Genomic DNA, 18,276 nt, shown 5'->3' with positions numbered 1-18,276 from the left:
CTAATTGCCCGGGAAATTCCCGAATTAGGGCGGTTGTAAATTCAACTTTTGTGCCTGCAAGCAGCACGGTCTAATATCGAACCTACAGCTCCGCCCGCAGCACCGGCTCACCAAAACCAACCGGACCCAGCTTGATCGGCAGAATCTGCTTATAGTCCGCAGTGTTCGTAACAACCATAGCGGTAGTAATATCATAATTCTGCGCAATCTGCTCCAGATCGAAGGTCAGCAGCTTGTCGCCGGCCTGCACCTGATCACCGGTCTGCACATGGGCTTCAAAAAACTGGCCGCGCAGCTTAACGGTGTTGATGCCGACGTGGATCAGCAGCTCCATACCGTCTGCGTCACGGATGACCATGGCATGTTTGGTTTTGAATACATTCATTACCGTCCCGCTGACTGGAGATACCAGCTCACCAACTGTCGGCACAAAGGCAAGCCCCTTGCCCATCAACTCATCACCAAAGGTAGGGTCGTTGACCTCTTTTAAAGGAATCGCTTTACCGCTCATCGGTGCGTAAGCCGTGCTGTCTGCAGTTGCGGATGCCGCTTCTACTTCAACCGCTGCCGGAGCTGCTGCCTGCGGTGCTTCATTAGCCGGTTTAGCAGCAATATTGCCGGAAATTTGTGCAGCATCATCCGCCTCTTCCTGGATTCCCAGCAGCACTGTAACGACAGCGCCGACTACAAAGGCGATAACCATCCCGCCAAAAGCGTACCAGAACGTCTGTCCGACCAGTCCAGGGAGACCCGGAATACCGCCGTTACCGGCAAGTGCGTATGCTTTAGCTCCAAAGGCCAGCGCGAAGCCGCCCCCTGCCGCACTACCAATCATCGCCGCGATGAACGGCTTTTTGTATTTCATATTGACACCGTACATCGCCGGCTCAGTAACACCCATAAGCGCGGTAAAGCTGGTGGAGAGTGCTACGGATTTCAGCTTTTTATCTTTTGCCCGGAAGAATACACCCAGTGTTGCCCCAGCCTGCCCCATATTGGAGATGTAGGTCAGCGGCAGGAATTTGTCGAAGCCAAGCGTTGCCAGATTGCTGATGATAACCGGAACCAGCGCGTAGTGCATACCCGTCATAATAATCAGGGCCATTGCACCGCCAAGGACGATACCGGAGATCAGTCCGCCTTCATTGAGCAGCCAGTTGATGCCGCCGGACAGGCCGTCACCGATAAAGGTTCCCAGAGGCCCAATTGCAATCAGTGTTACAGGAACCATAATAAGCAGGGAAATCAATGGAACAAGCAGCAATTTAAGCGATGGTGTAATGAAACGGTCCACCGTCTTTTCCACATAAGAGAGCAGCCATACGGCCAGCAGGATCGGAATAACCGATGAAGCATACGATACGGCAGTAACCGGAATGTTCAGAAAGGCAACCGGATTACCGCTCGACAATAATGCACCCATGTCCGGATACATCAGTGCCGCACTTACTCCAACCGCAATAAACGGATTGCTGCCGAATTTCCGGGCTGCGCTGAAGGCAATCAGGATCGGCAGGAAGTAGAATACTCCGTCACCGATGGCGGAGAGAATCCGGTACGTATCCGTTCCGGTTGTCAGCCATTCCAGTGTTACGAACAGGGCCAGCAGCCCCTTAAGGATACCGGCAGCCGTAATAGCCGGAAGCATCGGCGCAAATACGCCTGCGATCGTTTCGAAAATTTTCAGGATGACGTTCTGTTTCTTTCCATCCTCTTTTTTACTGCCCTCCCCACTCTGCTTGAGCGCCGGATAAGCCTTAACCATCTCATCGTAGACCTTAGGCACGTCGTTGCCGATGATGACCTGGAACTGCTCGCCTGAGATGTTGGTGCCCATGACCATATCCAGCTTTTTGAGTGCGGCCTGATCGGCCTTGCTGTTGTCTTTAAGCTCAAAACGCAGCCTGGTTACACAGTGGTACACCGAGTTGACATTGTCCACCCCGCCCACGGACTGGACGATTTGCTGTGCTGTTTCCTGATGTTTCATCTTACTTCCCCCTATTAATTGGCATATAAAAAACCCGAACGAACACACCGACTCCGCGCTCTTACGCGTACCGTGCCTCATCCGGGTTTTGCCTGATTGAACAGTAACAAGCCCTTGGTTATTTACTTTTCATCAGCCGCTCCAGATGCAGTGTCAGGTAGAGCTGCTCGGAATGCGTCATGACATAATCATAGTTTTTGAGAATAAACGTTTCGATCTTGATGATGCATTTGAACGTCTCCGGGTAATTCTTGCGGACAACCTCGTACAAATATTCCTCCGTGTCATCATGACTGGAATGGGTAATGACCCGCTGGCAGAAATATTTGAGATGCGTAATGAATCTGAAATAATTGACGCTGTCCTCATCCAGATCCACACTGAAATGATATTTGATGATGTTCATAATCTCCTGCAGCAGCTGCATCAGATGTGTCACATCGTTCATCGAATCATTGACCTCAGCATTAATGAAATGCAGGGCGATATTGCAAATTTCATCTTTCGGAAAATCAATCCTCAGCCGCTCCCTGAGAATCGTCAGCGCTTCCTTGGCCACATCGTACTCAGCCTTATAGAAGTGCTGCACCTCCCACGACAGCGGGTTACGGACAATCTGATCCCGGGCCATCCGCTGTACGGCAAAGTTAATATGATCCGACAGGGATACGTAAATCCCGTCACTGATCTGCTTATTCAGCTGCATACGGGCAAGACTGACGATATCATCCGTCACCTGCAAAATTTCAATCGGCACCTCGGTAACAATCGCTTTGAAGCGCTCGTAGATCGAGGAATCCTGCAGACGGAAGATTTTCTCAATCCGCCCTTCATCGATCGTGTCACCTGCACGGAACTGGAAACCGATACCCCGGCCGAGGATAAGCAGCTCCTGGTTCTTGTCATCAAGCGTACTGACGATGTTGTTGTTAAAAATTTGTTTGATGATCACTGTAAACCCACCTGTGTTTGAGGAATCAAAAAAGGGCAAAACAACAATGGCTATGACAGAATCATTTCCACTGTGGTTTTGCCCGCATTACCGGTAACAAGCCTCGGAAACAATTTAGCACAAGCTGAAAACGGTGTCAACCATCACTTTAAAAATGCTCCGGCCACCTTCAGGCTGCTTCCTTGCTTCCATATCTCCCCTGCGTGGTCTGCTGTAACCTAATTTTAACCAGCCGCAGTCTGAACTATGCATCTGCCTTGCATACTAAAAGTACAAATCCCATCCGATAATCAGCGCACTGAACAATACAGCCGACAGGCCGGACAGCACGTACAGTACCTTCCTCATTTTTCTGCTCTTGGTACGCTGCAGCTTCAGCAGCAGTAACACAATATAACCTGCAGCCAGTAAGACATAGACGATATTTATGATAAGGTTCACCCGCACTTCGGCATAATTGGCATATGCGTAATTGCGGTTTAGCAGAAACAAATTATTTATGATAAAAATAAGCCCCGCCGTACTGATTAAATAATGATATTTGTCCAAGCCGGATGCAGGACCGGGCACTCTCCTGATCTTCCGTATACTGAGGCGTATTAAACCGTTAATGAGTGCATATAAGATAATTGCTGTACCAAACCCAAAAACAATTTTCGAAATTGTGATACTATGAACTGCAAGTCCTTTAAGTAGCAGATAATCATCATACTGGGTAGAAAATTTGATAACCGCCCCTTGATCATTCCTTATAAAATGCTCTGAACCCGACCGGTATTGCGGAGTATAGGCATAGGGAGCAAACTGGTTAGAGGATTGCTTACCATTCCACGTATACATCCGGCTGTTGACTGCTGTAATCTCAACCTGATCAAGATACCCGTATATCTTAGCAAACCCTTCAAGCGCACGCCTCGCAGGCAGATAAGTGCCTTCTACCTCTGAACTGTCCGGAAGTTCCCCATTGTAGGATTCCGGCTTGTAGGTGCCAAAGACCTGATCGACAAGCTCTGTACAGTACTGATATTCGTACCGCTGGTTAACCATAACAATCATTCCGAATCCGGAAGAGGGATCCATTACAAAATTACCCGAAAAACCATACCGGTTTCCACCGTGCTCCAGCGTCGGTACAGCGTGCTCTTTCACCCAGAAGCCGTGGGCAATCCTCGGAATATCCGTGCCCTCAACATTCAGGCTGGGTGTCAGCATTTCCTGAAGTGTAACATTACTCTTGAACAGCGGGCTTACCTTCCCTTCGGGTGGCATAAAAGCAGCCATAAATTTGGCTAGATCCGCTGTTGTGCCAATTGTACCGCCTGTCGGATAAACCCCTTCATACCCGCGGCTGTTTTTGATCAGCTTCATTTCCTTTGTATAGCCCTGGATCCTGTCTCTCGCGGCATCAACAGCCGGATTATCCTCATGCGTCGGATGAATGGAAGTAGCATCCATCCCCAGCACATCAAAGATATGCTCATTAACATACTCATAAAACGGCTGGCCACTCTGCACTTCAACAATATAGCCCGCCAGGGTTGCGCCGTAATTGGAATAGGCCACTACTGTTCCCGGTCTGTAGACCTGCCGGGGTTCATAGATTTGTACCTCCTCGGACAGCTCGGAAACCTCATCTTTGGTCAAATATAAGCCGTCCGTAAACTGCTCCTGCCAGCCCCCGTTATGATGCATCAGGTTCAGCAGCGTAATCGGATCATCATATTTCAGCTTCTTCAAAAAGCCTTCAGGCAGATACTCACGGATATCCGTCTGCAAATCCAGCTTCCCCTGCTCCACCAGCTGCATAATACTGGTCCAGACCAGCAGCTTCGTAATCGAAGCCCATTCAAATACCGTGTCTGTGTCCGCTGCAATCTGGTTCTCTACGTCAGCCAAGCCGTACGCTTTATTGAATATCGTCTGTCCGTCCTTAACGAAAGCGACAGACACGGCTGCTGTTGTCTCCATGCGCGCAGGTGTCATATGGGAATTGATAACATTTTCAAGTGAAGACAGTTTGATTCCGGTGGGGGTAACATCTGCAGCCGGCACTACCGTACCTTCCGCCGCATAAGCGGGGAGCCCTGCAGACAAAAGCAGGAGAATAACGGTTAGACAGCTAAAGAGCGGCTTATAAAATGCGTAACGGATATCTTTTCCCATGTACAGCCTCCTTGTATGAGGTCGAAAACCTAAAAGTACAAATCCCACCCTATGATCAGCGCACTGAACAATACAGCCGACAGTCCGGACAGCATGTACAATATCTTTCTCATCCTTCTGCCCCCGGTACGCCGCAGCTTCAGGAGAAGCAATACTATGTATCCGGCGGTCAGCAGACAATAGAGAATGTTTATTATAAGATGAACTCTAACTGTAGCGTAGGAAGTTAAGCCAATATTACGATAGGTCATAATAACATTATTCAGAACCAGAAGCAGACTGGAAGTATTGATTATTAAATGGTACTTTTCAAAGCCGGGTAACGGTCCGGCCATTTTTTTGATTTTGCGTATACTGAAGTGTATCAATCCGTTAATAAGTGCAAACAGGGTACTGGTTATCCCAAGCGCAAGAACAACCAGCGTAATTCTTACACTATAAACAGCAAGACCTGTTAGGGGAAAATAATCACTGCTTTGAACAGAAAGCTTTTCAACCTCACCCTGGTCATTTCTAACAAAGTATTCATTGGCCGACCAGTGTACCTTAGAGTAAGCATCAGGTGCAAATTGGCTGGAGGGCTGTCCATTCCAGTTATAAGTGCGGTTATTTACAGCAACAATGTCCACCGTATTTAAGTAGGCATCTATCTTCCCGAAGCCGTGAACCACCCGCCGTGCCGGAAGATATGTCCCGGCGACCTCAGAAGTGTCCGGCAGCTTACCGCTGTAAGACTCCGGACTATAGGTGCCAAAAACGCTGTCAACCAGCCCCGTAGAATATTGCCATTCATTCTTTTGATTCGTCATCACGATCATCCCGAATTCAGAAGCAGGGTCAAACACAAAATTGCTTGTAAAAGCCGTCGTATTGCCCCCATGCCCCAGCGTGCGGACTGCGTATTCGTTTACGAAAAATCCGTGGGCAATCCTTGGCATATCAGTGCCTTCATACATCAGGCTTGGAGTCAGCAATTCCTCAAGTGTTGCATTACTCTGAAACAGCGGGCTCGTGCTGCCAGCCGGCGGGATAAGCGCGGCCATGAACTTTGCTGCATCTGCCGTTGTTCCGAGTGCACCTCCGGCCGGATAAATACTGATATACAATTGATTCTGCCGTATCAGCTCCCGTTCTGATGAATAGCCTTGAATCCTGTCTCTTGCAGAGCCGACAGCCGGATTATCCTGCTGCGTCGGATGAATGGACGTACGCTCCATACCCAGCACATCAAAAATATGCTCATTAACATATGCATAAAACGGCTGGCCGCTCTGCAGTTCAACAATATAACCCGCCAGGGCCGCACCGAAGTTGGAATAGGCCACTACCGCCCCTGGTTTATAAACCTGCCGTGGTTCAAAGAGGCGCAGTGCCTCTTCCAGTTCAGGAACATCCTCTTTTTGCGAATAATATAAACCTGTATACCGGTCTTGCCAGCCCGCATTGTGATTCATCAGGTTCAGCAGCGTGATCGGATCATCATACTTCAGCTTCTTCAAAAAGCCTTCCGGGAGATACTCCCGTATATCCTTCTGTAAATCCAGCTTCCCCTGCTCCACCAGCTGCATCACACTCGTCCAGACCAGCAGCTTCGTGACCGAAGCCCATTCAAACACCGTGTCCGTATCAGCGGCGGTATTATTTTCAACATCCGCTAAGCCGTAGGCTTTATTGAAGACCGTCTTACCGTTTTTAACTACCGCGACAGATACACCGGCTACGGTCGCTTGGCGGGCAGCAGTATTATAAGTATCGATGACACTTTCCAGTGAGGACAGCTTTATTCCTGATGGGGTCACATCAGAGGACTGCCTTTCCGCCGCATAAGCGGGGAGCCCTGCAGACAAAAGCAGGAGGACAACGGTTAGACAAATAAAGAGCGGCTTATAAAATGCGTAACGGATATCTTTTCCCATGTACAGCCTCCTTGTATGAGGTCGAAAACCTAAAAGTACAAATCCCACCCGATGATCAGCGCACTGAACAATACAGCCGACAGGCCCGACAGCACGTACATTACTTTTCTCATTCCTCTGCTGTTCGAGTGCCGCAGCTTCAGCAATAGCAGCACAATATATCCTGCGGCCAGCAGAATATAGAGAATGTTGAATATAAGATGAACGCGCAGTAAAGCGTATGAAGTGTAATTCAGGCTGCGGTTTATCATCATTGCATTGTTTAGAACAATGAGAAGACCGGTCAGGCTAACGCCTAAATGATATTTATCAATTCCGGATAAAGACTTCCTTACTTTCTTAAAACGGCGTATTATCCAGCTTATTCCATCAATAACAAGTGCAATTATGCTAAGTACTGCCCCGAGTCCGAGAACAATCAGGGAGATCCCGGTACTATGGGCCGCGAAGCCTGTAAGCGGCACATAATCACTGTAGGGGGTTGAGAGCATGACAACCTTCCCCTGATTATCTCTTACAAAGTACTCGGAACCTGAAGAGTATATCTTGGCATAGGCATCGGGTGCATATTGGCTAGAGGGCACTCCATTCCAGTTATACACACGCTTGTTGACCGCTGTAAGCTCAGCCAGATTGAGATATTCAAACATTTTTCCAAACCCCTGAACTACCCGCCGTGTGCGTATGTAAGTCCCTTCTACCTCCGAGCTGTCCGGCATTTCGCCTGTGTAAGCCTCTGCTGTGTAAGTACCAAAGACTCTGTCAACAAGCCCGACACAATACTGGCCTTCATTTTGCTGGTTAACCATGACAATCATTCCGAACCCGGAAACAGGATCTATTACAAAGCTGCTTGAAAAAGCCAATGTATTTCCGCCATGCTCCAGCGTCCGGACTGCATGCTGATTTACAAAAAAACCATGGGCGATTCTTGGCACATTAGTGCCTTCATATGCCAGGCTTGGCATCAGCATTTGATCAAGTGTTGCATTACTCTGAAACAATGGACTCTTGCTGCCTGCCGGCGGCATAAGCGCGGCCATGAACTTTGCAGCATCTGCTGAAGTACCGAGTGCACCTCCTGCCGGATAAATACCCATATAGGCTCTATTCTTCTTAATCAGTTTCCGGTCAGCTGTATAGCCTTGGGTCTTACCTCTTGCAGCGGCAACAGCCGGATTGTCCTGCATCGTCGGGTGAAAGGAAGTAGCATTCATCCCCAGCACCCCAAAAATATGCTCTCTGACATATGTATAAAATGGCTGTCCGCTCTGCTGCTCCACAATGTAGCCTGCCAAGGCAGCGCCGTAATTGGAGTAGGCTACAATAGTCCCTGGTTTATAAACCTGCCGCGGTTCATAGATTTGTAGTGCCTTACCCAGATCCGGGACATCTTCTGCCTGCCAATAAGCCAAATCCGTGATCCTGTCCTGCCAGCCCGCATTGTGATTCATCAGATTGAGCAGCGTAATCGGCTCATCATATTTCAGCTTCTGGAAAAAGCCTTCTGGGAGATATTCCCGTATATCCGTCCGTAAATCCAGCTTACCCTGCTCCACCAGCTGCATCACACTCGTCCAGACCAGCAGCTTCGTGACTGAACCCCATTCAAATACCGCGTCTGTATCGGCGGCGGTATTATTTTCAACATCCGCTAAGCCGTAGGCTTTGTTAAACACTGTCCCGCCATTGTTGACAACTGCAACGGATACGGCGGCCGTTGTTTTCATTCGCGCAGGAGTAAAATAGGTATCGATAACAGCTTCAAGTGCAGACAGCCTGATTCCGGAAGGGCTTTCATCATTAACCGGCACCTCTCCTCCTTCTGCTGCATATGCAGGTAATCCGGCAGACAGCAGTAATAAAACAGCCGTCAGACAGATTACCGGCGGCTTAATTAAAGTAAACAAGCTTTTCAGGTTCATGCACAGCCTCCTTTTGGAATACTGGAATTAGAGTAAAACTATTCCATTAGTGCGTATAACTGCTACTACGTTTCATTCGGAATTATGGTGCAAAAATTTTCCTTTAATAACAAAAGAAAAGCCTGCCCCCAACAGGGAGCAGGCCTTCAATCCAATATACCAAACCTTATTTCAAACCCTTCCAAACCCAGCTTTCAACCTCCGGCAGGTCGATGCCTTCCTCACGGATAAAGGCATTGTGCTTCTTGACCATCGCGTCCATCTCAGCGGCGATAGCAGTATGCTCAGCGGACTCCGGCAGGCTCAGTACTGCTTCCTTCGTCAGGTCGAAGCGGTCCATCTGATTCAGCACGCGCATATCGAACGGAGTGGTGATGTCGCCGTTCTCGCGGTAGCCGTGCACATGCAGATTGTGATTGTGACGGTCGAAGAACAGGTCCTTGATCAGGCCTTCATAGCCGTGGAACGCGAAGATGACCGGTTTATCTTTTGTGAAAAATTGATCAAACTCTTCGTCGGACAGGCCGCGCGGATCGAGCTTCTGGCTTCTCAGCTTCAGCAGATCCACTACGTTGATATAACGGATCTTCAGCTCAGGCAATTTCTCATTCAGGATGGAGATCGCCGCCAAGCTTTCAATGGTTGGCTCTGTACCTGCGGAAGCAAAGACCACATCAGGCTCGCCGCCCTTATCAGTGCTTGCCCAGTCGATAATCTTCAGCCCTTTATCAACCAGCTCCTGCGCCTCTGCCACACTGAACCATTGCGGACGCGGATGCTTGGAGGAGACGATCAGGTTGATCTTCTGGCGGTCATTCAGCACAGTATCGAATACAGCCAGCAGGGAATTCGCATCGGCCGGCAGATATTCACGGATGAATTCCGGTTTCTTGTCAGCCAGGTGGCCCAACAGACCCGGATCCTGGTGAGTGTAGCCGTTATGGTCCTGCTGGAATACAGTCGAGGTTGCCACAACATTCAGTGACGGGATATCGGCACGCCAGCCCTGATCGGTTGCCTTGCGCAGCCATTTGAAGTGCTGGGTAATCATCGAATCGACAACGCGCAGGAACGCTTCATAGCTGTGGAAGAAGCCGTGGCGTCCGGTCAGCACATATCCTTCAAGCAAGCCTTCCGCCTGATGCTCCGACAATTGGGAGTCGATAACACGGCCGTAGGAAGCCAGGAATTCATCGTTTGGCTCGATAATCTGATCCAGCCATTGGCGTTTGGTCACTTCAAACACCGGTGCGAGACGGTTGGACATCGTTTCATCCGGCCCGAAGATCCGGAAGTTGCGGTTAGGCTCGTTACGCAGGACAACCTCTTTCAGGTATTTACCGAGAACCGCCATATCCTGTGCCACCACTTGACCCGGAACTGCATTGTCCAGCGCATAGTCGGCAAAGTCAGGCAGATTCAGGTCCTTGATCAGGTTACCGGCATTAGTAACAGGATTCATCCCCATACGTCTGTTGCCTGCAGGCAGAATTTCGGCAATTTCGGCAAACAAACGGCCGTTTTCATCGAACAGCTCTTCCGGTCTGTAGCTCTGCATCCAGTCCAGCAGTGCCGGTGCATGCTTCATGTTCTTCTGGTCAACCGGGATCGGTACCTGATGGGCCCGGAATGAGCCTGTATTCGGTACGCCATCCCACTGTGCAGGTCCGGTCCAGCCTTTAGGGGAGCGGAAGACGAGCATCGGCCACAGCGGACGGGTAAGGTCGTTATTTTCACGCGCATTTTTCTGGATCGCTGCGATTCTTTCAACGATTGCATCCAGTGCCTTGGCCATTTCCGGGTGCATCTGCTCCGGATCTTCACCTTCTACAAAGAACGGCTCCCAGCCCATGCCGGTGAAGTAAGCCGTGATTTCTTCCCGTGACTGGCGGGAGAGGATCGTCGGGTTGCTGATCTTGAAGCCGTTCAGGTGCAGAATCGGCAGCACAGCGCCGTCTGTAACAGGGTTGATGAAGCGGTTGGAAAACCAGGATGCGGCCAGCGGTCCGGTTTCAGCCTCACCGTCTCCGATGACAACTGCCGAGATCAGGTCCGGATTGTCGAGGATAGCGCCGGCGCCGTGCGACAGGGAATAACCAAGCTCACCGCCCTCATGGATAGATCCAGGAGTTTCAGGTGCAGCATGGGAAGCTACGCCGCCAGGGAACGAGAACTGCTTGAACAGCTTTTTGAGACCCGGGATATCCTGGGTGATTTCCGGGTAAATTTCGGTGTAGCTGCCGTCCAGATAGGAATTCGATACCATAACCTGGCCGCCGTGGCCCGGTCCTTCTATATAGAACATGTTCAGATCATATTTGGTGATAACGCGGTTAAGATGGGCATAAATGAAGTTCTGGCCGGGAATCGTTCCCCAGTGCCCGATTGGTTTGATTTTGACGTCAGCATCCTTCAGCGGTTCTCTTAACAACGGATTGTCCTTCAAATACAGCTGTCCTACAGAAATATAGTTCGTTGCCCGCCAGTAAGCGTCCAGCTTCTCCAGATACGTTTTTGATGAGTAATCAACATTCATGGTCGATAATCCCATTTTCTCCACTCCCTAATTGATTGTATTTATAATTACCAATCTTTTTTCTCTACAGGTACATCATACCTCTGAAAAAAATAAATACAACCTTTTAGACAAGTGATACGGTCCAATTTTGTGAAATTTTGAACATAGTATGAAATGTGCAGGTAATTCAGAGGGAAAATGATTGAACAATATGTTATTCCCCATATTTTTACACTTGTTGCAACAGTAACTTTCTCAACGCTGCCGTTTTGATAAGTGACGAAGGTTTTATTTTCATTTATAGTTATAGTTAAAATTAGTAGTATTGAGGAGTTATGCTATGAGCAAACCGACCATAACGTTAAATTCTTGGACCAGCGTTACTGACGGGGGACATATTATCTACTTGTTTGAGGATTTGGATCGTTATGTTGATAATGCTCTATCGTATATTGAAACCGCCATTGAGCATGGCCATCACATTCTGCTTATTGAGCAGGCCGACGTTTATTACGCTATTCTGGAGAAGCTGAGGAGCGGCAGCGTATCCGGCAGCCTTCATTATCTTCATTACGCTAACAATGTTGATTATTACGGGTCACGGGGAGATTTTAACTTTCAGCATATTGTGTCTCATTTCGAGAAAATAACCGCTGCGATTCAACATAAAGACTACTCTCTCCGTACATGGGCCAATGTGATGACCTGGGGAGATCATGATGAGCATACCATCCGGGAAAATCTAATGGCATATGAGCGGCAGACAGCCGATTTTGTACGGGAATATGGGATGGTGTCCGTCTGCGCCTATAATGCACATGCCATCTCTGCATCCCTGCAGACCGGGCTTCTCAGAGAACATGAATATGTGATGACGGATGCCGAGTTTTACAAATCGCCTCTCTATAACCATCATGCCATGGAAGAAGTCATCTTCCCGTCCCTGTCAGTCCAGAGGCAGCTGCTGAATGAACAAAAGCATCTGCTTATTGAAAAGGAAGCTATGGAAATGGCTAATCAGGCCAAAAATGAATTCATCGCCATGATGAATCATGAGATCCGAACCCCGATGAACGGCGTAATGGGCATGGCGGATCTGCTCGCGGCAACGCCGCTGGAAAATGTGCAGAAGGAGTACGTTGCCACTATTCAGAGAAGCGGGAAGTCCCTGCTGCGGATCGTGAACGATATTCTGGATTACAGCAAGCTGGAGTCCGGTTTCGGTCAGCTGCTGGCTGAAGCGTTCAGTCTGCGGGAATCCATTGCGGAGACGCTGGAGCTGCTTATTGTAGCTATCCGGAACAAAAAACTGGAAGTAGACTTATCGGTTGATCCTGATATTCCAGAGATCCTCGTCGGGGATGACGGGCGGCTCAGGCAGGTTCTGCTTAACTTATTGGGAAATGCCGTTAAATTTACAGAGGCGGGGAAAATTTCTGTTACTGTACTCCTTATAGCAGCTACTCGTGACACAATCCGGCTGCAGTTTACGGTTCAGGATACCGGCATCGGCATACCTCCGGAGATGCGCAGCCAGCTGTTTCTTCCTTTCTACCGGGCTGATACCAATAAAGCCCGGCACACTGAAGGCACTGGCCTCGGATTGGCCATCTGCCAACGGATTGTTGAACTGATGAACGGGGAGATCCGCCTCGGTCCTGCAGACCCGGAGATAACCGGAACGACGATCCTTTTCACTGCGGAGTTCGGCAGCTATTCTACTCTTTCCTAAAAATAATAAGAGGTCCGGGATATTTCCCGGGCCTCTATTTTTTAGTGAACCGATACAAAGGTATTAAATTTCAGGTACTTGTAGTGGAATCTCATATGCGAGAATTCAAGCGGAGTGCCGTTATCGAGGAAGAAAATCCCTTCCATGATACTTACAGGCTCATTCGGTGACAGGTGCAGCAGCTCCTGGTCATCAGGCTCTGACGGCTCTGCAAAAACAGACAGGAATGATTTGGTGACAGCAAGATTGCGCGAATCCTCCAGATAATTAAAGATCGAGCCTTCAATAATCGTCTGATTGAGATCCTGGACAATCTTGATCGGGATGTAGCCTGTTTCAATCATGAACGGTTCATCGTCGAACAGCCGGAGCCGGACGATTTTGTACACAAAATCATGGGGCCCGAGGAACAAATCCCGCTGCAGCTCCTTGGTCGGAGGAATAACCTCGAAACTCAGCACCTTGACTTTGGGTTTCGTTCCGTGCATCTGGAAATTGTCGGTAACCCCCAGATTGGAGCCTTCATAATTGAAGATGGATTCATTTTTTATGTACAAGGGATTGATAAAGGTGCCTGAGCCCCGTTTTTTGAAAATAATGCCGACACTCTCCATTTTGGCGAGCGCCCGTTTGATTGAGCTGCGGCTGACCTGGTAGGTTTCACTGAGCGTCCGTTCATCGGGCAGGCGCATATCCGGATATTCTCCGGCAAAAATTTTCATTTTGAGGTCATCAATAATCTGCTTGTAAACAAATTGTGTCATGAAGTACTCCCTTTCAGGTCTGTTGCTGTCACTTCGTAAAGCTTAATGTTAAATATATCATAATCAGCGCACTGTTTATACAGAAAGGCTATGTTTCATGTACCTCTCAGTGGAGCTTTCCGGGAACACCGGGCTACTGCACCTGTTCTATCTGGTGCAGATGGCTAAGCAGCTGCGATAGCTCTTGATCGTTCACAGGTTGAGCATATCCCCGGAAGCTAGTAATATGGACATACTAATGGCGACAGCCAGGAAACGTTCCTGCTATGTAAAAAAGGAGGTATACGATTATGACCTATTCGCAACGATCAGCCCGCACCGGAGCCTCATCGGATTACACCTATCTGGAGTATCAGATCAGCATAGCTCAGGACGCATTAGCACAAGCTGAACAAGCCGGCGATGTGGAGCTTGCCGCCGCCATCCGGAAGAAGCTGGCCGGACTGGAGGATGAGCTGGAGCAGCTGGAAGACTAAACGGCCTCCCGTAAGAGAGAATAGCGGATAACAGGGTGTAGTAATAGAGCTTATGAGAATGATTAGGAATAGGCGCTACGCATATTGACCTTCAAAGGGATTTTTCCCTTTCATTTCAGCGTTTAGCCCTTCGACGGCGCAGTTAGTGGGATATTCCCCCTTAACTGTCGGCGCTCAGCCCTTCTGTACAACTCGCCGCATCACACTCAAAATATCTCCTTCATAACTCCCCTTCAAACAGAAAAGCGGCGGATCAGAGCATTTTTGCCTCTAATCCGCCGCACGCAGCTTAAACCAGTTTTACCAGGCTGTAGTTTTTCTTGCCCTTGCGAACGATAATGAACTTGCCGCCGATAGCATGCTCGGCGGTAATGTCAACCTCCAGCTCATTAACACGCTCGCCGTTGATGGAGATGGCTCCCTTGGTGATGTCCTCACGCGCCTGGCGCTTGGACGGCTCGATGCCCAGGTCGACCAGCCATTCCACGATATTCTTCGTTTCGTTAGTGGCGGTGAAGGTCGGCATTTCCTTGAAGCCTTCCTCAATCTCATCGGCGGTCAGGGAGCGGATGTCGCCGCTGAAGAGGGCGGCAGTAATCCGTTTTGCCTGCTCCAGCAGCTCTTCGCCGTGCACGAACCGGGTCATTTCTTCCGCCAGTGCCTTCTGCGCTTCACGCTTGTGCGGCTCGGATTCAACCTTGGCCGCAAGAGCTTCGATCTCCTCTTTGCTGAGGAAAGTGAAGTACTTGAGGTATTTGATTACATCCCGGTCATCTGTGTTCGCCCAGAACTGGTAGAACTCGTAAGGAGTTGTTTTCTTCGGATCAAGCCATACTGCGCCGCCGGCGGTTTTGCCGAACTTGGTGCCGTCTGCCTTAAGCATCAGCGGGATGGTGAGGCCGAATGCTTTGGCTTCGTTGCCTTCTTTTTTACGGATCAGGTCCAGGCCGCTTGTGATATTGCCCCATTGGTCGGAGCCGCCGATCTGCAGCTGCACATCTTCATGCTTGTACAGGTGCAGGTAGTCGATCGACTGCAGAATCTGGTACGAGAACTCGGTGAACGAAATCCCGCTGTCCAGACGGCTGGAGACAACATCCTTAGCCAGCATCGTGTTGATGCTGAAGTTTTTGCCGAAATCGCGCAGGAATTCAATGACATTAATGTCCTTGGTCCAGTCGTAGTTGTTGACCAGGCGGACCTGGTTGGCGTCATCATCGGAGATAAACAGCTTCTTCATCTGCGCAGTCAGCGCATCCACATTCTCCTGCACCTGCTCCAGTGTCTGCAGGGAGCGCTCGCTCTGGCGTCCGCTCGGATCGCCGATGGTTCCGGTTGCGCCCCCGATCAGGATCACCGGACGGTGACCTGCCAGCTGAAAACGTCTAAGTACCATGAACGGGATCAGATGCCCGATATGCATGCTGTCCCCGGTCGGATCTACGCCGCAATACAGCGAAACCGCCTTAGTATTCGTTAGTTCCCGCAGCCCTTCCGCATCTGTCTGCTGGTTAATGGCGTCGCGCCATTCCAGTTCATCAATAATATTCAACATGTACAGCCCCTTTGTTAGTGATCAGGTATGGTTAGTGAGATACGTTGGAGGATGAGCATCATCCGGGGTACGGCAAAGTTCTGCGGACCGTCAACAGCTGCATATTCGGCACACAGCCCGTCAGTCCGGCAAACGCAAAAAATCGCCCCTTGTCTATTCAGACACAGGGACGATTGAATTAACCGTGTTACCACCCAAATTGCGCGAACAGCCATAATCAGCCGATCCGCACCACTCATAAGCGAGTTATCGTTCGCTTGATTCCGCTTGGCATTACCCAAGATACTCCAGAGTGTATTTCGCAGCCCTCGTGTGTACCGGGTTCCATCACCCCCCGGCTTTCTGTGACAGGGACTAAGCTGCTACTGCGCTCATTCAACGTATACAAACTATAAGATTACAGAAAGTATAGCCAATTCACAATTTATTGTCAATCCAGGCGGTATCCGGATTAATACTAGGCATAACGCCAGCCCCCGGAGGCCGTTATATTTTCCGCTTCTGCCTCGGCATAGCCTTCACAAATGAAGCCCATAACCTCAGTGCCGTCCTCAAGCTCCACCCTTCCAAGCCCAAGAGGCGTAGGAATCAGGGCTGCAAATGCGCCGACCGATAGAACCGGCATCTTCCATAGCTCAAGCTGAATGGAGGCTCCCCCTCGGGCTTTTTTAAGCAGACCGGGCTTGGCAGGTGCAGTCTGCAGTCTGATCATATCGTAGCAGGGTGCAGTTCTGGACTCGCGCCAGAAATAAGCGCCGTGACCGGTCATCTGCTTTTCGAGCGGATAGCCCTGCATATGCAGGCCGCAGACGGCAATCGTAGTATATTGCTGCTCGGCAGCTGCTGATGCTGGTTTTGCTGTATCTGCTGTTTCTGCTGTTTCAGCTGCTACCGCCGCTTCAGCTCCCCCAGCCAGCTCCGTATCCTTCAGCCCGGAACTCCCAAGGTAAAGACCCGCCATTCCCGCCAGCAGATGCTCGCTGTCCGCCAGTGCGAATAAAGTAATCCCGAACGGCAAATCCTGCGCTGCTTCTCCGGCAGGAACGGCTACCGCAGACAGATCAAGCAAATTGCAGTGATTGGTGTAGCGGCCCATATCCGAATTGGCACCGACCGGATTCAGCTCCACCTGCTCTCTGGTCCAGGTTCCTCCACAAGTGGGCATGACCAGCACCGCGTCCTGCAGCAGCTCGCGGGATTTAGCCTTGTACTCCTGCAGCCGGTGCATGGCCTGGAACAAGCTGGAGGCTGTATGCCGTTCCCCGTTTCCTGACGATAAAATCTGTTCTGTTACAGGAAGCACGGAGGCGCGGTTATTCTCCACAAATGCTCCCAGACCGGCCCAGCGCTCCGCTACCCAGGGGCCATCGTACAGGATGGATGCCGCTTCGAAGAACATCGTACAGTCCACGTATTCTACCGGAATGCCCAGATCCTTCAGCGAGTCACCCGCTGCTTGCCAAGCCAGCCGGTACTCCTCCTCATGAGGCCCATAGAAGCCAAGCGGCTCTGCCGGGAACAGCAGCCTGGCAGGACGACGGTCTGCCTGCCGGGGGATGCTGCGGGACCAGGGATCGGAGACATCCAGGCCGCGCACCTGCCGGTCAACCAGCAGCGCCTCCTCCAGGCTGTTCGCGAACACCGTGACACAGTCCAGGCTGGCGCAGGCCGGGACTACTCCCAAGGCGGGCCAGGCTCCCAGGCTGGGCTTATACCCTACCAGACCATTCAGTGCCGCAGGCACACGCCCCGAGCCGGCAGTATCCGTGCCAAGCGAGAAGGCCGCCTGGCCGCGCGCAACAGCAACTGCCGAACCGGAGCTTGAGCCGCCGCTGATATATTCCGGTCTGAGCGCGTTATGCACAGCCCCATGCGGGCTTCTTGTGCCGACCAGTCCGGTGGCGAATTGATCCAGGTTGCTTTTGCCTACAGGAATCGCCCCGGCACCGACTAAGCGCTCTACCACAGAGGAATGTCTGTCCGGTATATAGCTGAATTGCGGGCAAGCGGCTGTGGTAGGGAAGCCCTGCACATCTATATTATCCTTGACCGCAAACGGAATTCCCCAGAGCGGATACTCCTCGATGTCCATACGGCTTATTGCCTCCAGATAAGGCTGTATCCGCCCGTAATCCGGCGGCTCAATCCAAATATTCAGCTCCAGATCCTGCTGTGAACGCCCGATAATCTCGCGGATAACCTCTTCCGGCGTAAGCGCTCCGCTTCTGTATTGGTCCCGCAGCCAACCCGCAGACAGCTTGAGCGGCAATTCGGCCATAGCCATA

At 50.4% G+C, this 18,276-nt stretch carries 11 protein-coding genes and 1 other annotated feature; of the genes, 2 read left to right on the top strand and 9 right to left on the bottom strand.

Translation table 11 applies throughout. From position 1 onward, the window contains the following. Positions 1 to 82: 82 nt before the first annotated feature. The 6 genes from AC4G46_RS08705 to AC4G46_RS08680 form a co-directional block, all read right to left on the bottom strand. Positions 83 to 1,990, bottom strand: coding sequence for a beta-glucoside-specific PTS transporter subunit IIABC (locus AC4G46_RS08705; RefSeq protein ID WP_491127582.1), 1,908 nt, complete (start codon positions 1,988 to 1,990; stop codon positions 83 to 85). 118 nt (positions 1,991 to 2,108) lie between these two features. Beyond that, positions 2,109 to 2,942, bottom strand: coding sequence for a BglG family transcription antiterminator LicT (gene licT, locus AC4G46_RS08700; protein ID WP_491127581.1), 834 nt, complete (start codon positions 2,940 to 2,942; stop codon positions 2,109 to 2,111). A 264-nt stretch (positions 2,943 to 3,206) separates the two neighbouring features. Beyond that, positions 3,207 to 5,105 (bottom strand): serine hydrolase domain-containing protein, encoded by a 1,899-nt coding sequence (locus AC4G46_RS08695; RefSeq protein WP_491127580.1) that lies wholly within the window; start codon positions 5,103 to 5,105, stop codon positions 3,207 to 3,209. 29 nt (positions 5,106 to 5,134) lie between these two features. Beyond that, positions 5,135 to 7,021 (bottom strand): serine hydrolase domain-containing protein, encoded by a 1,887-nt coding sequence (locus tag AC4G46_RS08690; protein WP_491127579.1) that lies wholly within the window; start codon positions 7,019 to 7,021, stop codon positions 5,135 to 5,137. A gap of 29 nt (positions 7,022 to 7,050) precedes the next feature. Further along, complete coding sequence (locus AC4G46_RS08685) at positions 7,051 to 8,946, bottom strand: serine hydrolase domain-containing protein (RefSeq protein ID WP_491127578.1); 1,896 nt, start codon at positions 8,944 to 8,946, stop codon at positions 7,051 to 7,053. Positions 8,947 to 9,112: 166 nt separating this feature from the next. Continuing rightward, positions 9,113 to 11,497, bottom strand: coding sequence for a phosphoketolase family protein (locus AC4G46_RS08680; RefSeq protein WP_491127577.1), 2,385 nt, complete (start codon positions 11,495 to 11,497; stop codon positions 9,113 to 9,115). A gap of 307 nt (positions 11,498 to 11,804) precedes the next feature. Here AC4G46_RS08680 and AC4G46_RS08675 point away from each other — a divergent pair, with 307 nt between their 5' ends. Beyond that, on the top strand, positions 11,805 to 13,196 hold the full coding sequence (locus tag AC4G46_RS08675) for an ATP-binding protein (RefSeq protein WP_491127576.1): 1,392 nt from the start codon (positions 11,805 to 11,807) through the stop codon (positions 13,194 to 13,196). Between the two features lie 41 nt (positions 13,197 to 13,237). Here the strand turns inward: AC4G46_RS08675 and AC4G46_RS08670 are convergent, their stop codons facing one another. Further along, positions 13,238 to 13,960 carry a GntR family transcriptional regulator gene (locus tag AC4G46_RS08670; protein WP_491127575.1) on the bottom strand — a complete coding sequence of 241 codons (723 nt, stop codon included), beginning with the start codon at positions 13,958 to 13,960 and terminating at the stop codon, positions 13,238 to 13,240. Positions 13,961 to 14,250: 290 nt separating this feature from the next. On the opposite strand from AC4G46_RS08670, the gene AC4G46_RS08665 reads away from it, so the two are divergent. After that, the gene (locus AC4G46_RS08665; protein WP_491127574.1) at positions 14,251 to 14,436 is read left to right on the top strand and encodes a hypothetical protein; all 186 of its coding nucleotides are present in this window, start codon (positions 14,251 to 14,253) and stop codon (positions 14,434 to 14,436) included. 289 nt (positions 14,437 to 14,725) lie between these two features. On the opposite strand, the gene tyrS is transcribed toward AC4G46_RS08665, so the two are convergent. Both tyrS and atzF read right to left on the bottom strand, forming a co-directional pair. After that, positions 14,726 to 15,988: a tyrosine--tRNA ligase gene (gene tyrS, locus AC4G46_RS08660; protein ID WP_277469519.1), complete on the bottom strand. Its 1,263-nt coding sequence runs from the start codon at positions 15,986 to 15,988 to the stop codon at positions 14,726 to 14,728. 165 nt (positions 15,989 to 16,153) lie between these two features. After that, positions 16,154 to 16,379: a binding site (T-box leader), on the bottom strand. Positions 16,380 to 16,448: 69 nt separating this feature from the next. Next, on the bottom strand, positions 16,449 to 18,275 hold the full coding sequence (gene atzF, locus AC4G46_RS08655; protein ID WP_491127573.1) for an allophanate hydrolase: 1,827 nt from the start codon (positions 18,273 to 18,275) through the stop codon (positions 16,449 to 16,451). Position 18,276 lies beyond the last annotated feature (1 nt).

It is taken from the genome of Paenibacillus sp. fava2 (assembly GCF_058313675.1).
Note: the sequence above shows the minus strand (reverse complement) of the source record. Positions and strands in the feature narration are given on the sequence as shown.

What these genes read in the sequence shown, in the direction of transcription:
- AC4G46_RS08685 (WP_491127578.1), bottom strand. Translation starts at nt 8,946, where the DNA reads ATGAACCTGAAAAGCTTGTTTACTTTAATTAAGCCGCCGGTAATCTGT.
- AC4G46_RS08675 (WP_491127576.1), top strand. Translation starts at nt 11,805, where the DNA reads ATGAGCAAACCGACCATAACGTTAAATTCTTGGACCAGCGTTACTGAC.
- AC4G46_RS08670 (WP_491127575.1), bottom strand. Translation starts at nt 13,960, where the DNA reads ATGACACAATTTGTTTACAAGCAGATTATTGATGACCTCAAAATGAAA.
- atzF (WP_491127573.1), bottom strand. Translation starts at nt 18,275, where the DNA reads ATGGCTATGGCCGAATTGCCGCTCAAGCTGTCTGCGGGTTGGCTGCGG.
- AC4G46_RS08690 (WP_491127579.1), bottom strand. Translation starts at nt 7,021, where the DNA reads ATGGGAAAAGATATCCGTTACGCATTTTATAAGCCGCTCTTTATTTGT.
- AC4G46_RS08665 (WP_491127574.1), top strand. Translation starts at nt 14,251, where the DNA reads ATGACCTATTCGCAACGATCAGCCCGCACCGGAGCCTCATCGGATTAC.
- AC4G46_RS08680 (WP_491127577.1), bottom strand. Translation starts at nt 11,497, where the DNA reads ATGGGATTATCGACCATGAATGTTGATTACTCATCAAAAACGTATCTG.
- AC4G46_RS08705 (WP_491127582.1), bottom strand. Translation starts at nt 1,990, where the DNA reads ATGAAACATCAGGAAACAGCACAGCAAATCGTCCAGTCCGTGGGCGGG.
- AC4G46_RS08695 (WP_491127580.1), bottom strand. Translation starts at nt 5,105, where the DNA reads ATGGGAAAAGATATCCGTTACGCATTTTATAAGCCGCTCTTTAGCTGT.